The sequence below is a fragment of the Mesorhizobium sp. M0306 genome (assembly GCF_040321655.1).
In the GTDB taxonomy this organism is placed as follows: domain Bacteria; phylum Pseudomonadota; class Alphaproteobacteria; order Rhizobiales; family Rhizobiaceae; genus Mesorhizobium.
Map to the genome: position 1 here is coordinate 53,364 of NZ_JAMYRY010000025.1, position 16,351 is coordinate 69,714.

At 59.2% G+C, this 16,351-nt stretch carries 7 protein-coding genes; 6 read left to right on the forward strand and 1 reads right to left on the reverse strand.

All coding sequences use genetic code 11. The features are described from left to right. Positions 1-576 precede the first annotated feature (576 nt). Positions 577-2,526, forward strand: coding sequence for a C1 family peptidase (locus NKI95_RS26165; protein ID WP_352720302.1), 1,950 nt, complete (start codon positions 577-579; stop codon positions 2,524-2,526). A gap of 218 nt (positions 2,527-2,744) precedes the next feature. Here the strand turns inward: NKI95_RS26165 and NKI95_RS26170 are convergent, their stop codons facing one another. Continuing rightward, on the reverse strand, positions 2,745-3,065 hold the full coding sequence (locus NKI95_RS26170; protein ID WP_352642569.1) for a hypothetical protein: 321 nt from the start codon (positions 3,063-3,065) through the stop codon (positions 2,745-2,747). Positions 3,066-3,212: 147 nt separating this feature from the next. Between NKI95_RS26170 and NKI95_RS26175 the strand changes: the two genes are divergently transcribed. From NKI95_RS26175 to NKI95_RS26195, 5 genes are all read left to right on the forward strand, one after another. Then, positions 3,213-5,777 carry a caspase family protein gene (locus NKI95_RS26175; protein WP_352720304.1) on the forward strand — a complete coding sequence of 855 codons (2,565 nt, stop codon included), beginning with the start codon at positions 3,213-3,215 and terminating at the stop codon, positions 5,775-5,777. Between the two features lie 49 nt (positions 5,778-5,826). Continuing rightward, positions 5,827-7,083, forward strand: a complete 1,257-nt coding sequence (locus NKI95_RS26180; protein ID WP_352720306.1) for an endonuclease/exonuclease/phosphatase family protein — start codon at positions 5,827-5,829, stop codon at positions 7,081-7,083. A gap of 268 nt (positions 7,084-7,351) precedes the next feature. After that, positions 7,352-9,166, forward strand: a complete 1,815-nt coding sequence (locus NKI95_RS26185) for a hypothetical protein (RefSeq protein WP_352720308.1) — start codon at positions 7,352-7,354, stop codon at positions 9,164-9,166. Beyond that, entirely contained in the window at positions 9,166-10,710 is a 1,545-nt protein-coding gene (locus NKI95_RS26190; RefSeq protein WP_352720310.1) for a methylation-associated defense system protein MAD7 family protein, read from the forward strand. The genes NKI95_RS26185 and NKI95_RS26190 overlap by 1 nt, the downstream gene beginning before the upstream one ends. Next, the gene (locus NKI95_RS26195; protein WP_352720311.1) at positions 10,707-16,034 is read left to right on the forward strand and encodes an FtsK/SpoIIIE domain-containing protein; all 5,328 of its coding nucleotides are present in this window, start codon (positions 10,707-10,709) and stop codon (positions 16,032-16,034) included. The genes NKI95_RS26190 and NKI95_RS26195 overlap by 4 nt, the downstream gene beginning before the upstream one ends. Positions 16,035-16,351: the final 317 nt, after the last annotated feature.

A 16,351-nucleotide genomic window follows, 5' to 3' on the forward strand; every position in this document is an offset into this window, starting at 1 on the left:
TCGTTCTTTAGTTATGTTCGAGGGCTACGTTTTCTGCAGAATAAACTGCGTTCAGACCCTGCGTTTGGCGTGAGTATTGTGGCGGACCGCAAGGCTTACGGGGTCGAGCATTTATGCGCGATCGTATGCCAGGAGATGCTTAGCTGGATTGACGAGATGTCGGTCCACGAGATCGTCTAACGTTAATGTTTTTTTTCACGCAGGCGGCGATTACTGCGGCGCACCGCGGACCGCCTTCCCAAGAAACAGCCAAGCATTCGGACCTGATTTCACTGCGATGCCTATCGAAGAAGCGAATAAAACGCGTAGGCTTCAGCGTCATTCGGATCGTCCGCGGGGTCTACAACGGCTACAGAAGGTTTAAGTACGACTTGCAAGGAGTGAAGCCAGACTCGCAGTTCTTTCGGGACCGCCAGTGGGGCGACTTTGATATCTGCCTCCAAAAATTCTACCCCCTTACAACGGGAGTGGCCCTCGGGCGCAGATCTATATGGAAAATGTCAATGCATTCACCGAATATTGCGCAGCCGACCGGCGACTGACGCACACTTACGTTCCGGGATCATGGGTGGGGAAATGGCAAGGGCTGCAGCTACAAAGAGAACCTTCGACGCACTGCCTGACACGATTGACTTCCGAGATGCAATCTTTACGCCGACACTTATCCGTGTCGCACCCGAAAGTGATATCAGCGCCTATTATGGCCTTGGCATACCCGTCCTGGATCAGGGCCGAGAAGGCGCATGCACCGGCTTCGGTTTGGCGACGGTCGCAAACTATCTCCTGAGGGTCCGAGAAAGGAATCCGGCGGCCGACGAAGTAAGTGCCTGGATGCTTTACGCGATGGCCAAGCGTTATGATGAGTGGCCCGGGCAAAATTACGAGGGATCCAGTGCGAGGGGAGCCATGAAGGGATGGTTCAAGCACGGTCTTTGCGCTTATGCGCTCTGGAAGGAACGCGATCCCGATCCCACTGTTGAGGAAAAGCGGTCGGCGGACGCGCTTGCTCGTCCGCTCGGCGCTTATTTTCGCGTGAATCACAAAGACCTCGTCGGCATGCACGCGGCGATTAACGAAACCGGCATTTTGTATGCCACGGCGCGCGTTCACGACGGATGGCAGTCGGTCAAGCCGGAACAGGAGAATATTGAATATCGTCCCGGGCAGATTGGCGGGCACGCCTTTGCGATCGTAGGTTACAATCGCCGAGGCTTCTGGGTTCAAAACAGCTGGGGGGAAAAGTGGGGCGCAAAAGGGCTGGCAAACCTGTCCTACACGGACTGGCTCGCGAACGGCACAGACGTATGGGTCGCGTCACTCGGCGCACCCGTCGACCTGACCTCGTCGCTTGCTACCGCAAACATGAGAGCGGACGCTCCGCGCAGCTACCAAAGCCAGGTTTATGCAGACCTTCGTCCATACATCATCACGTCGAAGAACAATGGTGTCTTGGACGACAAGGGCACCTATGGCTTAACCCCTGCTGGGTTGAAAACTCTGATAACTGAGCGGATGCCGCGCGCCATGTCATCATGGCAAACTAGGCGTGTGCTGCTCTATGCTCACGGCGGTTTGGTCGGTCAGGACGCTGCGGTGCAAACGGTTTCAGGCAATCTCGCGCCGTTGCTTCAATCGCAGGTCTATCCTCTCTCATTCATCTGGCGCTCGGACGTTTGGACGACTTTGTCAAACATATTGAGGGACGCAATTGGGCGTCGGCGGGACGAAGGCCTCCTGGACAAAGCCAAAGATTTCATGCTCGACAGGCTAGACGACACTCTGGAGGTCGGCGCGCGAAACCTCGGAGGTAAAGCGCTGTGGGACGAGATGAAAGAAAACGCGCGGATGGCGACGGAAGAAAAACTTGGCTCGGCGAACTTGGTAACCGACCATCTCATCAAGCTCCACAAGGACGGTGAGATTGATGAGGTCCATCTCGTCGGACATAGCGCCGGATCGATATTTCATGCCCCGGTCGTTTCAAAATTCGCCAAGGCCAAAGTCCCCTTAAAAACTGTCAGTCTTTGGGCGCCTGCGTGCACAGTCGCGCTCTTCAATGAGACCTATTTGCCAGCGCTCAAGAAGGGAATGATCGAGAAATTCGATCTTTATACGCTTGACGACCCAACGGAGCAGGACGACGATTGCGCCGGCATCTATCATAAGTCGCTGCTTTATCTTGTCAGCAACGCGTTTGAAACAACACCTCACATCCCTGCTCTAAAGGACGGAGTTCCTATCCTCGGCATGGAAAGATTTGCCAAAGATGCGCTGGGGACGCTATTCGACGGAACAACCAAGCAGTGGAATTTAGCTCCGGGTCCAGCCTCTAAAGCAAGGCACCACGGCGATTTCGATAACGACGAAGCGACATTACTGTCAACGCTGCATCGAGTGCTCGATGGTTCCGTAACCAAGATAGCCAAGGATCTCGCGAAGCGTAGGCCGACTGGCTCCAACATACAGAAGCGAGAATTCAGGCAGTCCCTCGACCAAAAGCTCGGCCAGCCTTCCGCAGCGAAGTGAAACCCATGCTTCCTAAGTCCCGGTGGGCCAGTCCGTCTACGCTGATACGCCTGGATATGTTACGGAGTTCAGAGCTCACGGAGCTTACTCTCCACGAACCGCAACACTTGGTGGCCACCTGCCTGCGGCTTCCCGCTCGCTGTGATCGTCGACTATGGATCGGCAAGAAGCGGGGGGCCGCCTCGGCTTACATTGAGCTTTGCCGCTAGGCGGGTCTTTCAACCGCGAAAGAAATCCATCAGATTGGCCCGTGGTGAGCGCGCGGTCTCCGCGCCGGCAGCGCCAGAGATTACTTTCTGTAGTATGAGAGGGGTCAAGAGTCCAATTTGGAATGCCGTCAATGCCTGCGCTTGGCTTCCAAAATTCAACCAAGTAAAAGCACCCGAGACAAATATCATCAGCGCTGTGATAATCCAGTACGGTGCACTTTTTAGATACTCTGGAAACCGTGGATTTGTCTTTAGGCCATACCAATGAACAAGCTCGGCGACGAAGCCCCCAAAAAGGCCAACCAGGAAAACGCTCAGCGCAGTGGTCAACGCTACTCCGCCACTCATGTCCAATCCTCCAGTTCGACTGCCAACCAGTCCAGATATGTTTGTAGTATAGCTGCCGATCGCTTTTCCAGTCCCATCTACATGAGTTCGCGGTCTCGGCTGCGTTATTCTGTGGAGGGAGCCTTTTCCTTGGCCAATGCAATTGCCGTTCTCTCTTCCAGCGATCCGCCCACCGGTCTCCATGATGAGGATCTTACGCGCAAGTCGCTGGAGACCATGTTTCGAGACATAGGGTCCAGGGAGGGGCAGCAAGCATGCGAACTCATTCTGGTGCTCTCGGGTCATGGTGACCAGACTGGGGAAGAGACTTGGTTCTGTACCTATGACGCTCGTCCTGATGGGATTGACCTGGCGGGCAGCGATCTTGCCGATCTGGTCATGCTTGCCAGACCGGCCAAGGTATCGGCGGTACTTGACTTCTGCCATGCCGGCGGCGTCGCGCAAGATTTTCAGGCGTCCTTGTCAAAACAAATTGGCCACGAAAATGTCCTGATCCTTGCTGGCGCATCCACGCGGCAACTGGCCTACGAGCACCCTGCCCTTGGCAGGGGTTTGTTCACGATCGCGCTGCACGAGGCACTCGTCGACAAGAGACTGTTCGCGCTCGCCGGACTGCGCAAATCCACAATAGCAACGCCGTTTGGCGTATCGCTATCGAGTGACCTGTCGCGGCTTTTTGTGTTCGCAAGGGAGCGCACCGAACAGCTCGCCTATCTATTTGCGGGCGGTCGCATGCAGACGCCGGAGCTGCATGGCGCTGGCCATCTTGAGCTTTCCTGGTCTGATGCAACAATCGGTCCTCCTTCTGCACCGGAACCGCGACGAGCGCTGGCCGGCAGAATCAGACGTGTGTTTGGCTGGGGTGTAACGATCGCCGCTACAATCGGCCTGTTGCTTTACTTCCTGCAGTACCACATCGCTGTTCAGCCGAACGGCTGGATCGAGTTGCGGCCCGGCCCGGCCTGGATGTCCTCGTTGCTTCCCGTTGCGGTAGGATCGGGTGTCCAGTTGGCAGTCGCAGTCGACGATCTTGAGCCCGCTTCGCCTCGCTGGGACGAGGAGCGGATCAACGCCCGAACCGCCCTGATGCGCGGCGGCATAGGCGGGCTGGTCAATCACCCGGTAGGTGATCAAGAAAACTGGGAGTTTCGGCTGACATCCGAATTATCCAAGGAAGCTGCCCGCCGAATGGATTTCGTCTCGTCACGCATTGACATGACCAGTATCTGCGAGGCGACAAACATTCGGCGCGATCGAATCCGCGAATATCAGTTTGCACTCGAAGCTGCGTTGCTCGATCGGGCACGGTCCTGCCCCCCTACTTATTTTCTTTTGAATGGCCCCGAGATCGTCGACCTCTACGCCGTCGAAGACGTGCAGACGATCGCCGACTACGGGCTTTCGGGGCTTTCCGACCAGGCAATACGGACTTATTTGGCGGGCCTTGCCTTGGCCTATCGTGAGCTCGGGGATGAGGACACGAGGCGACGCTCACTGGAAGCGGCAGTATTGTTGATCTCCGTTCGCGCTGAACGCGGAGCGGTCAAATCGGCGGATTGGCTTGCCTTATTGCGATTCGTCGAGGAGATAGCACGAAGCCCCAAGCTTGCCGTCGCACCTAACACCGCAGTGTTTCCGCGTCTGGCCAAGTGCGGAATGAGTTGGTGTGAACTGTCGATGAAAATTGTCGAATATTTTGCCGCGGGCCCGGAAGCCTCCGGCATGGGCAGCGCGGAAGGCTTGATGATGTGGCTGATGGCGAAAGACTCTGAGAGACAGGCGGCGGAAGGGGACGCCACTCGTTCATGGTCGCTCCCGCCCCTCCTGTTGCTTGCTCGCCGCGGCGAACTCGACGAACGAGACCTCGACCTGATCATTCGGCGTTTTGGCTTGTTCGTCCTTAATGGCGAGATGTTCTATCCAGACGCCATCTGGTTGCCGAGATTTGCGCGCGTGGTTCCCCTCAGCAAAGAGTGGACCACTGCGCTGTGGAACTGTGCGCTTGACACAACAGGCAAAGACCCGCGCTGCCTCGCTCTCGATTCTGGTTTAGCTGCACGCGTGCTTGCCGCGCAGGGTCGCTTCCTCAGCACCGCGGCATTGGCCCGACTGGTCTCGCGACTCGACGATAGCATCAAGGATGAGCGCGATATCGCGGCGTATGCATCCGAAATGATCGACCTTGCATGCTGGGCGCCCATGCCCGATCGCTGGGTCTCAGGTCTGGAAAGAGGCGTCGCCTACGACGTACAGATAGCGCCGCCGCGCGCTGCCGATCCACTGACAGGCGTACAAATCATCGAAGTCACCGACGTCTCCGTAGCGCAGGCGCTGTCCGCGTCGCTGAAGAGCGATCACGGCAGCACGTCGGCGACAATCGACCTGCTCAAAAGGTACGCGTCCAACCACTTGTCCTATGCGGGCCTTGACATCGTCTATCGCGCGCTGGCGCACAAGCTGCGACAGATGGACGATCCAATCGGCCTTGACCTCGTGCGTTCGCTCCAGGACTCGAAATCGGATACACAGGCACGGGCAGTTCTCCTACGCGTCCTGTCGATCGCAACGAAGCTCGACGGGCTAAAAGACGCTCGTATCGTAGAGGGTCCCCGTTTCTGGCGTCTCGATGCGGTCCTGGCAGCGCGCAAGCAGCTTGGCGATTACCAGTTTGAACTGGATCATTTCTGCGAATAGTGGCCTGCTGCCGGTTTTTCGGACACGCTGTTAGTTCAGGGGGTCATTGATGCGTCGCCTATTTGTGCTTCTGAGCCTGTTGTTTTCGAGTCTGGCGGGCGCGGCTGCCGCGCGTGATATCAGCATTGCCACCTGGAATCTGGGTTGGCACATGGATCGCGCGACAGTCACGGACTGGATCGAAGCCTGCACCGCAACTTACGAGTTGGACCTGGCCACAAAAAGATACCGCCCATCGACACAGATCGGTGCGCGGTTCGGATGGGACATCAACGCATTCGATATAGAGGGTTGGGATGCCGCCCGCTTCCCTGTTTGCGATGTCTACGGAGCCAATAAGCAGGGATTCGGATTTGCCACCGTCCGCGTCACACTCGCCGCGTACGAGCAACGCCGCACCCAAATACAAAATTTCATCGCGAACAGCGTTCCGGCCGATATCATCGCCTTTCAGGAAGTAAGCGGCAAAGAAGCTGTTCTTGAGGTTTTGCCAAACGGCGCTGCCGATTGGCAGGTCTGCTCCTTCACGACCTTCAAGGTCCAACGTCTTGCCATCGCATGGAAGAGGTCTCTGGGCAGCCAGATCGCTTGCGCGACCGAAGACCCTCTGACGCTCAAAGATGTCAGGCCACCCAAGGATCAGCCCCGGCCAGGGCTGTCCTTGGCCATCGATATCGGCGGAACGCGTCTGCAAGTCCTCAATGTGCATCTGAAATCGAGCTGCGTCTCCCCCATCGGTGGAAACCCACTTGCTGGAGATGCGTCCGCTTGCCAGATCCTGCACGACCAGATCGTCCCCCTAGAGACCTGGATCGACCGAGAGACGGCGGTCACCGACAAGACCATCCTGCTGGGCGACTTCAATCGCAACCTCTGGCACGAGCTTGAGGACTCCCGAGCAGTGCGAAGTGATGGCAGCGACCCTACAACCCCACTCCCCGCGGGCGTGCGCGTGAGCTCCCTGTTTGAGGAAGTCATCGACGGCAAGCCTGCATCGAGCGCCTTCACGATGCTCAAGGAGCTGTGTCCTCTCAATGAGGTTGGGAAGCTTCTGTGCGGGATGGGTGAGACGCGGGCACTTGATACGCCAGAAGTCGATGTCTTGAGGTTTCACACCTATCTTGGGTGCCGAAATCCCATCGGGCTCGACCACATCTTGCTGGGACCGGGCCTTGTCCCTCGAGGTGATGCGACGCATACCTCGATTGGAAGACTCGGGGGGAGTCGTCATCCCAACAAAGACAATCCCGAGCCGCTGCTCGGCATCGCAGACCATTGCCCATTGATCGCAAGTTTTAGCTTTTAGGTCTGAGAGACTCGGCGCGTTCTTCGCTTGGCCGGTTTCATGGTCGCACAGATGAATAAGGACGTCTTATCCCCTGCGTTTAACGGGGCCCCAATCTTTGGAACCCTGCCGCGAAGGGGTGAGGAGATGGCGTTCGCCGACCCCTCGGTGTTGTATTGTTGCGTTTCACGAGTTCTACAGTAGTGTGCAACTGACTGATTTTCATGGGGCTGCGCTGGAATTCCAGGACGGTCGTCAGCGCAAGGCGGCAGTCGTGGGGGGATAGCGCATGCCGACCAACAACTGGATCCGGTTTCTTCGGAACTACGGGCCCATTCCGACCAACGACAATATGTACGACGAGACCATTCAGCGGGCTTTGGCTCGCTTGAAGATGCAGCCTATTGAGCTGCCCGCCCAGCATCTTGCGTGGCTGGTCGATAATTTCAGGTCGGACGAGTGCCAGTCCATCATCCTCACGGGCACCGCCGGCGACGGAAAGACCTATCACTGCCGACGCGTGTGGCTTGAGCTCGGAGGCACGATTGAGGACTGGAACGCCGGAGAGAAGATCCAGCGCCTCAGCTTGGGGTCTCGCCAACTCATCGTCGTCAAGGATCTGAGTGAGCTTCGCTCCGACGAGAGTAAGCCGCTGATTGAGCAGATGGCGTGGGATGTCGCAGACCCCAATTCCCCCAGGGTCTACCTGATGGCAGCCAATCATGGCCAGCTTCTCGAAAAAATGAAGACCGCCGGCAGCGACAAGACGACAAGCGCTCTGGTCGAGGTGGTCGAGAATCTCCTGGTCGTTGGCCGCAGTGGGAACTCTGCGATTAAGCTCGATTTGAGGGATCTCAGCCGGTCTGCCGCCGCCGTGATGATCGATCAGGTCATTGACGCGGTGACGCTGCACCCCGGTTGGAGCGGCTGCGGGGGTTGTCCGGCGCTAAATGGGGCAACCTGTCCGATCCGCGAGAACCGTGAACGGCTGGTCGGGACCCACGACAATCGTCTCTTCCGGCGACGGCTCGGCAATCTGGTCGAAGCTAGCGAACATAATGGTGGTCACTTTACCATCCGGCAGGTCCTATCCCTCGTCACGAACATCATTCTTGGCCATCCCGACGCACGCGACGGACTAATGGCGTGCACCGATGTCGCCGAATTGGCAGCCGCGGGAACGGCGGAGCGTGCCAGTCCCTACCGCAATGTATTCGGCGGGAATTTGAAACCAAGCCGCGCAGAAAGAACCGAACCCTTTCGCAAGCTCAACCTGTTCGGCATCGGCTCGGAAACGAGCAACAAAGTCGACAATATGCTGGTCTACGGTGCCGACGATCCGGCGTTGGTGGAAACCTACCGAGCCCTCGTGCAAACCGATCAGGTTTACGGCGAGACGCCAGCCTATAAACGGGCGCAACAGTCCTACCTCGAGGGCGACGATCCGAGCGCTGTCGCCCGGTTTCTCGGGCTCCTTCGCGGGCAGCGTCAGCGGTTGTTCTTTACCATCTCAGACGACCTGGCAGACACGTTGGACCTCTGGGACCTGACCGTCTTTCGGTACGCCGGGCTCTATCTCGAAACCAGTCGCGCGTTGGCCGAGAAACGAGCATTGCCGCGGCAGGTGATGCCCATGCTCGTGCGCGGGCTAAATCGGGTGTTCACCGGCATGCTGATCCAGAACCAGGACGAATTGGTACTTGCAAGTTCGGGAAGCCAATCGCAGTCGAGGACCAGTCCTCTGCTGGAGGAATTCGTGTCCGTCGCCCGCCGGGCTGGCGAGGAAGTGGCGTTGCTCGGTGACGGGGATGGAGGCATGAAGCTGGTGGTTCGGCTTGCGCGTGATGATCCGCCTGAAGTCACGCTGCAATTGTCGACGACCCGCTTTGAGTTCTTGGGCCGTGTGGCCGAGGGCGCATTGCCTACGAGTTTTTCGCTCGAGTGCCACGAGGACCTTCTTGCGTTTAAGGCACGGCTTCTGAGCGCCGTCGAACGGCGGCGGTTCCTTGACGGTGACGATCGCAGTGACGGGATCGTCCTCAAGTTCATCGACCTCAATTCTGATGGTCGTGCATCATCGCGTAGCGTGACGGTGAGGCTCTGATGATGGAGATCTTGAAACGCCCAATTTCCCATGAGGATCGCACTGGACCCGCGTTCTGGGTCGATGAAGCGATCTGGGGGCATCGCCTGCATGACGAACAGACGCCCTGGCTGATTCTGCTTGAATTCCTTGGCGTGCTCCGATCGGAGCACGTTGCCGGCCGCGCCTTGGCGGAAGAGGAGTTCAACGCACTGTCCTATCGTCCGCAGACGCAATTGCGACTGCGCAATCTGATCTTCAACAATCCCTATCTTCTGACCATCGGGGCCGAAAAGCTTTCCGACGATGCAGCCTGGACCAAATGGCTGGAGTTGATGGAACAGAACGCCGGCGGCCTTGAGAGCCGCGACTTCAGTTACCTCCGTGGCCGCTTCGACAGCTTCGACGACTTCGCCTCTGTGGTGGGGTTCTTGCAGTCGTCCGCCATCGAAGGCACCAGCAATAAACGCTGGAGTTCAAAGTTCGTCTTCCCCTTCGGTCCCAGCGCGCTTTACGAGGATGCCGCTGTGACGGCGTCCGGTGTTTCGACCGACAGACGTTTCTTCGCTCGAACCGGCGAAGTTCTCTACCTGATGCTTTGCCGGTCCAAGCGAGTCGCCGAGCTCAAAGAACGGCTGGTCGCAAAGCTCTTTGAGCAGCCAACCGTCTACGATCGGTTGGTCGCTGCGCTGCAAGGGGAGCCACAACTTGCCGAGCGTGATCGGCCGGGTTCATACTTGCCTTGCTCGACCCACCCGATCTTCGATCAGCTTGCCGAGGATTGGATAGCTATTTTGGATAGCCCGATTTCGGTGTTCGACGCTCTGCCGCACATCGTAACCATCACCGGGCTCAATCTTGTTCGGTACCAGCTTGACCGGGCGCGAGAACTACTGGACTCGGTGCCCATCACGATGATTTGCGAGATCGTATCGCCACGAAAGACCGTGATCCGTGACCTTGCGGCGGACTCCTTTCAGGCGAACAATGCGCTGCCGGGTCTTGCCATTGAGCATTACGTCCGCAGTGCCGAAAGTTCTCATGAGTGGCAGCTCGCCGTTACATCGGACGATGCCGTTCTCAGCGCGGCGGAGGTATTGGGACGCCAGTTCGACTGGCCGGATCCTGATTACCTACCGACCGGGATGAGCAATCCTGGCGACCTGATCGACGAGCTCGTCGGCAGAGCAAAGACCAGGCACGCGCAACATGTGGGCAAGGTTCATTCGACCTGGGCGCGGCAGATCGGGTTGAGCTCGCGTCGCTCAAGCCGCCGCGTGCGCTACGCACCGACCGACCGGCTGCTCAAGACGCTGGTTGTTTGCTGCGTGAGCGAGCGGATGGAATTCAAGGACTTCCTCGCCGCGCTGCACGACCGCTACGGTCTCGTGATCGGAGATCAACAGGCAGCGAGCATCATCGGCGCCGGAAAAGCCGATCAGGAAGACTTCTCCGACAATGCGCGGCGACTGGAGGAACGGCTGATTAGCCTCGGCCTGCTCAACCGGCTGTCGGACTCGGCCGCCTATGTGGAAAATCCGTTTCGCCGCGAGGTGCGAGCATGAACGCTCTCGATCTGATCGGCACGGCAGGGGCTGCGGCGCTGCAAGAGCGCCTGCAGGGTCTCGGGGCCGACAGCGGCACAGCTCGCTTCATGCTCGATCGCCTCACCGGGCCGCAGGTTTCCGCGATCGTCAGGCAGTTGGTTTCTGACGCTTCGATCCAGTCGCAAGTCAAGATCGCCGTGCCCCGCGCTCTCGTCGATGGCCAGGGCCTGCCCGATTCCGTGATCACCGACGAGAGGACCGTGGCGTGGCGGCATGCCGAATGCGACCGTCCCGCGCTCCTTATCGCGAATACCGACGACGATCAGGGCGCTTCATTGCACGATGTGGCGCTGATCGGCGCCAAGGAACTCAAGGAAGGACCCGCCTATTGGGTGCTTCCCGCATCCGATGGTCTTGGGCTGCCGGAAGAGCACGTCCAAGCATGGCACATAGCCCTCAAGGCCCTATCCAGTGTCGATGACTGGCCACTCGCACAACTCAGCAACTATGTTGCCATGACGCGAGACGCGATCGACAGCATGTCGCTGCCCGTGGCGGACGCACTTGGCTGGGCGCTACCTGCACTGCAATTGCCGCGCGACACAGGATATTTCCGCTCGCAGCGGCCAAAGGACCTGCAGCAGCAAAGCCGCTGGCGACGCCTTTACGACAAACTCATCACTGACCGTCGACCATTGCTTTCCAAGCAGCGGCCCAACCGCCAGCCGATCGAAGCCGACGAGCTGCGGGATCAGTTCGAGACGGTTCGAGACGAGATCGCCGCCGAGCTGCACCCGATGATCGAGGCATTCGTCGACTCGCCAGCCGGGTGGCGGGAGGCGACCGAAAAACTCGCTGAGCTCGAGTGGGAACAGGACAATATCCTTCTCATCTTCTCGGGCCTCAAGCTCAAGAAGTTGAAGCTTCCGGAAGAGACCGCTCAGTTTTTCGACTACGAGCGTCCCGATCGCCTCAACGATCCGGACAAGGCGTATCTCAGCGATCTCAAGGGTCGATCCCTCAAGGAATCGCGAGAGGACGACCGCGAGTTCTTCGAAGCTCATCGGGAGGATCTGGCGGCCAACAGGCAGTTGCGCGCCAAATGGGAGAAGTTCGTCTACGGACGCCCTATTGAGTGCAGGGATTTCCTCGATGGCTTGGTCCGCAGCATCGAGCGGCTTTTTGCTCAGCTCGGCACGCTCAAGATGCCTCGCCGGATCGAGATCCGGTCTTCACGCCGGACCAAGACGCAATGGCTGGACATGAATGCGGACGTAGCCCGCGCCTTCAGCCTCAAGTACAAGGCCCTTCGTCAGGTTCTCCCACAGGCGGTTAGCTGGGACACGCCGCACATTTTCGAGTTCGAGGTGCTGCTCGAAGCCGCAAGCAAGAGCCGGAAATTCCGCGAGAACGTCTCGACGTCGCGCGCCAACATTCAGATAAAGTTCGACCTCACTCTGACTGTGGGAAGCGGCCCGGGTGCGGAGAAAAACACGGTCCAGTTGATCTGGCGGGCCGAGCCAAACGCGATCGGCTTGGCGTTGCCCGATGACTTGGCCAGGCTCGAAAAGAATCCATTCGGCATTGCCGAAGTGTCACGCATGCTGGTCAGCAAGAAGGGAGCGATGCAGTCGGTGTCCCTCGCCGACGTAGGCACTTTGCAGCCCTCTTTTCGCCAGGATGCGGGATCGTTGGTTCCACGATCGACCAATGTTGAAGACTTAAGCAAGGCTCTGCCCAGGGCCATCAAGGCAGCCGTCGCGGGCAGTCGTATAACGCCCCCTGCCGGCGCAGACCTTGGAGAGAGGTGGACTGCCTTTGTCGTGGGCTACTCGGCTGCCATCGACGATTGGCGGACGAACGGCATGGGGGGAACACCCCAGCTCGAACAGGCCGATCTATACGCAAGGCTGCTGGATCAACTTCGTAGCTCGGCGCCAGGCGATCTAAATCGGCGGGACCTGTGGGAACCGATCCTCAGGATCGGCACGGTTCAGATTGCCGGATCGACGCCGGCTGCGATCGTAGCACCTTGGCACCCCATGCGGATGGCCGCGACGGCAGTCAAGATGCGCTCTCTCTGCGGATTGATTGACCACTTGCTTAAGGCAGAAGAGGTCAACTTCGGCGACCAGCGGCTCTTTTTTGCCGATCTCCGCTCCGAGCTCGCGCATCCCTACTACCCGGAGGCAGTACCGGGTTTCACGGGAGGCGAGGCGGTTCTTTTGACTGAGACGAGCACGCTCAACGACTACAGCTTCATGGAACGGCCGGTTCGCGATCCCTCGGAAGCCTCCACCGATGTGGATCCTGCCGAGGCTGCGCGTGAGATCCGCGGGCTGATCGGCCGTTATCTCGACCTGCAGCCGCACGAGCGCGCCAATCTGAGTATCATGCTCTACAACTGCGATGCTGCAGGCCTGCCATTGGCCACGGTCAACGCGTTGGGGTCAGTTCACGAAGACGAGGTCCACTGCAACGTCCTCGTCCGCCATCGAGACCGCTCGAAGCTCAACAAGGTCTATACCGATCTCCTCGATCAGTCGGGCAACGACCCCGACGCAATCGTCGTCAGTGAAACGTCGCTCAACTTCATGTCGAAGCTCAGAATCGGGGTGATGCTTGAGGGCAGCACGGGGCGCCGGGCGCCTGACGAGCGCAGCGTGGACGTGGCGTTCCTGCATGATGTCGTATCGCGTCAGGCCAAGGAGGCCTGGTTTTCCGTGCCTCGCAAGGATGACTCGGATCCTTCGATCGCCGACCACGTCCCGCCTCGCTGGTCGTATCGGCGGGTTGTTGGAGAAGAACAGCTCACCGCAACAAGTTATCTGGTTTCGCCTCGCCAACCTCGGGTCGGCTGGTCCTATCTCGACGCTCTGGCAGCCGTGATCCGCAAACAGTCGCATCGCGACAACGAGCATTATCTGCCCGCGCGTCAGATTTCGCTGCAGGACCATGGCCTTGAGGCCATGTTCAAGGATGTTCACGGCCTGGCCGAGTGGGTCGCCACTTATGACGACCTCCTCGACAAGCGGCAGCTCATGGCGCAGGGCATCAAGGTCATCCGATATCGGCGCGAACGGACGCACGGCCGCAACATGGTGGTGTCCTCGACCTCCGACCTGCGTGTCCTTCCGGTGCTTGTCCGTCGACGCCTCGATCAACTCAGCCTCGGGCTTAGCGACGAGCGTCTATCGGCGCTTGCCCAGAGGATGATCGCCGACGCGACGGCCATCTCCGGCGATGTCATACTGCGTGCGGCCAAGCGCGGCGTATCGGCTGGTGAATTAATAGGCCTGGTCCTCAGTCGTGCGCTTGTTGCTGAGGAGCTTCTGAAGCGTCCGGCATCGTGGTTCCTTCTCGACGATTACGCACAATGGCTGGGCCAGCGAGAGGAAGGGATTGCCGACATTCTTGCGCTCAGCGTCGACCCGGGGCCCGATGGGCACCCCAGGCTTCGCGCTGTGGTGACCGAAGCGAAGTATGTCGAGGCCAGTGGCCTGGCGGAAGCCAAACGTCATTCTAGCCAACAGTTACGACAAACGATGCGCCGGATCGAGGACGCGCTCTTCGGCGATCCAGGACGGCTTGACCGTGACCTATGGCTTTCGCGTCTTGCGGACATCCTGCTCGATGAGCCGTCGGCACTAACCGCAAGCTTTTCGCTTGAGGAGGTGAGGAACGGCATCCGCAACGGCACGGTGGAAATCGATCTAAAGGGCTATTCCCACATTTTTGTCTCGGGACCCGCAGACGCGGGTGGCTCCGCCGGCGATCAGGACGAAGTGACCGAGGTCCGGGGACTGCAGGAGATCTACACGCGCGAAGGTCTGCGGCAACTGATCAAGGCCTATGAGGCCTCTGACCGGTTGATGCCGATCAGAAGCGCCTTGGGAGATCGCAGGCCGTGGGAGACATCTGAGTTTCGCGCGCCAGCGCCACGCGTTCGGTGGACCACGAAGAGTGGCCCAGCCAGTGGTACCGGCCCCGAGCCGGACGCGTCGCCGCTGAGCCCTCCGCAAACGACACCCGCGCCCCTTCCGGCTGGGCCCAAGGGAAGTGCCGATACAGCGCCTCTTGCCGATGCCGATGAGGGTGGTCCTCATTCGGCTGCCCACGCCACTCCGCCTGATCGGGAGGAGGAGGTGGAAGGACCGATTCCCGGGGACATCGAGAGTTTTGCCGGGATGGTGACCCGACGGGCGGGGCAGGTGCAGTCTGCGGCTGACGAGGACGAACAATGGCTCGAGGCAACAGCCGGCCGGCTGCGTACGGCTCTTATGGGGTACAATCTACAGGCCAAGATCGCTGGGACGCGATTGACGCCAAACGCCGCCTTGGTGCGATTTGTCGGCAGCGATCGCCTGCGCGTTGAAGACATCGAGGCCAAGCAGTCGGCCCTTCTGACCACGCATGGCCTGAGAGTGATCTCGATCTCGCCACTGCCCGGCGAGATCGTAGTGGGCGTGGCAAGAGCAAAGCGGCAGATTGTCTCAATGTGGGATCTCTGGGAGCGCCGTGCCCTGAACCGCAACGCCGCCGGTCTCAACACGAGCTTCCTTCTCGGTCTGCGCGAGCTGGACGGAGAAATTCTCTATCTCAACTTGGGCGGCCCCTTTGCTGGCGTCTCACAACACGACCCGCACACGCTGATTGCCGGCGCGACTGGCAGCGGCAAATCGGTGCTGATCCAGGCGCTAATCCTCGACATCGCAGCGACCAATCCTAGTGCCTTGGTGCACATTCACCTGATTGATCCGAAAATGGGCGTCGACTACTCCGCTATCGAGCGGTTGCCCCATGTGAAGGGTGGGATCGTCGTTGACCAAGCGGCCGCGATCGAAATGATGGAGGGGCTCGTCGTCGAGATGGACCGGCGGTACGAGCTGTTCAGGCAAAGCGGGGCTCGCGACGTCCGATCGTTCAACATCAAGGCCGCGCCAGAAGCACGGCTGCCGATGAAGTTTCTCATCCACGACGAGTTCGCCGAATGGATGCTGACCGAGGATTACAAGGGTGCCGTCACCTCGATCGTTTCCAGGCTCGGAGTGAAGGCGCGAGCCGCCGGCATTCACCTCGTCTTTGCGGCACAACGGCCCGATGCCGGGGTCATGCCTGTTCAGCTGCGTGACAATCTGGGTAATCGGCTGATCCTCAAGGTCGCCAGCGTCGGAACGTCAGAGATCGCCCTCGGGATGAAGGGCGCCGAGAACCTGCTCGGCCTCGGGCACCTGGCCGCGCGGCTGAGCGGCGAGGCCTCGACCGTCTTTGCACAGGCACCATTCCTGTCCGATGAGGATATAGAAGACGTCGTGTCGGCGATCGCTGCTCAGGACGGCTGAGCTGGCAACACCGGAGGCGGGGCAGGACCGAACAGGAGAACGAGGGCATAAATGACACCGGCGCATGACATCGCCACCGCGACCCACAACAGAACTGAATGATCTTTACCGTTGAGGGCGGCCATTTCTTGTCCTTGTTCTTGAGCGAGACGGCGTAGTCGCCGCCGAGCTTGTTCAAATTGGGGTCAGAACAAGAGCAGCGCGAATCGTACTCTACGGTCGAACCGAACATGAACGGTGTCTGATCTCGAATGCGGGGTCCAGTTGGGACAGAAAATGGACCCGTCGACCGGTATCGATTTCATCTAAACGCTCCC

Coding starts and splice junctions, on each gene's coding strand:
- NKI95_RS26165 (WP_352720302.1), top strand. CDS start 577: ATGGCAAGGGCTGCAGCTACAAAGAGAACCTTCGACGCACTGCCTGAC.
- NKI95_RS26180 (WP_352720306.1), top strand. CDS start 5,827: ATGCGTCGCCTATTTGTGCTTCTGAGCCTGTTGTTTTCGAGTCTGGCG.
- NKI95_RS26185 (WP_352720308.1), top strand. CDS start 7,352: ATGCCGACCAACAACTGGATCCGGTTTCTTCGGAACTACGGGCCCATT.
- NKI95_RS26190 (WP_352720310.1), top strand. CDS start 9,166: ATGATGGAGATCTTGAAACGCCCAATTTCCCATGAGGATCGCACTGGA.
- NKI95_RS26195 (WP_352720311.1), top strand. CDS start 10,707: ATGAACGCTCTCGATCTGATCGGCACGGCAGGGGCTGCGGCGCTGCAA.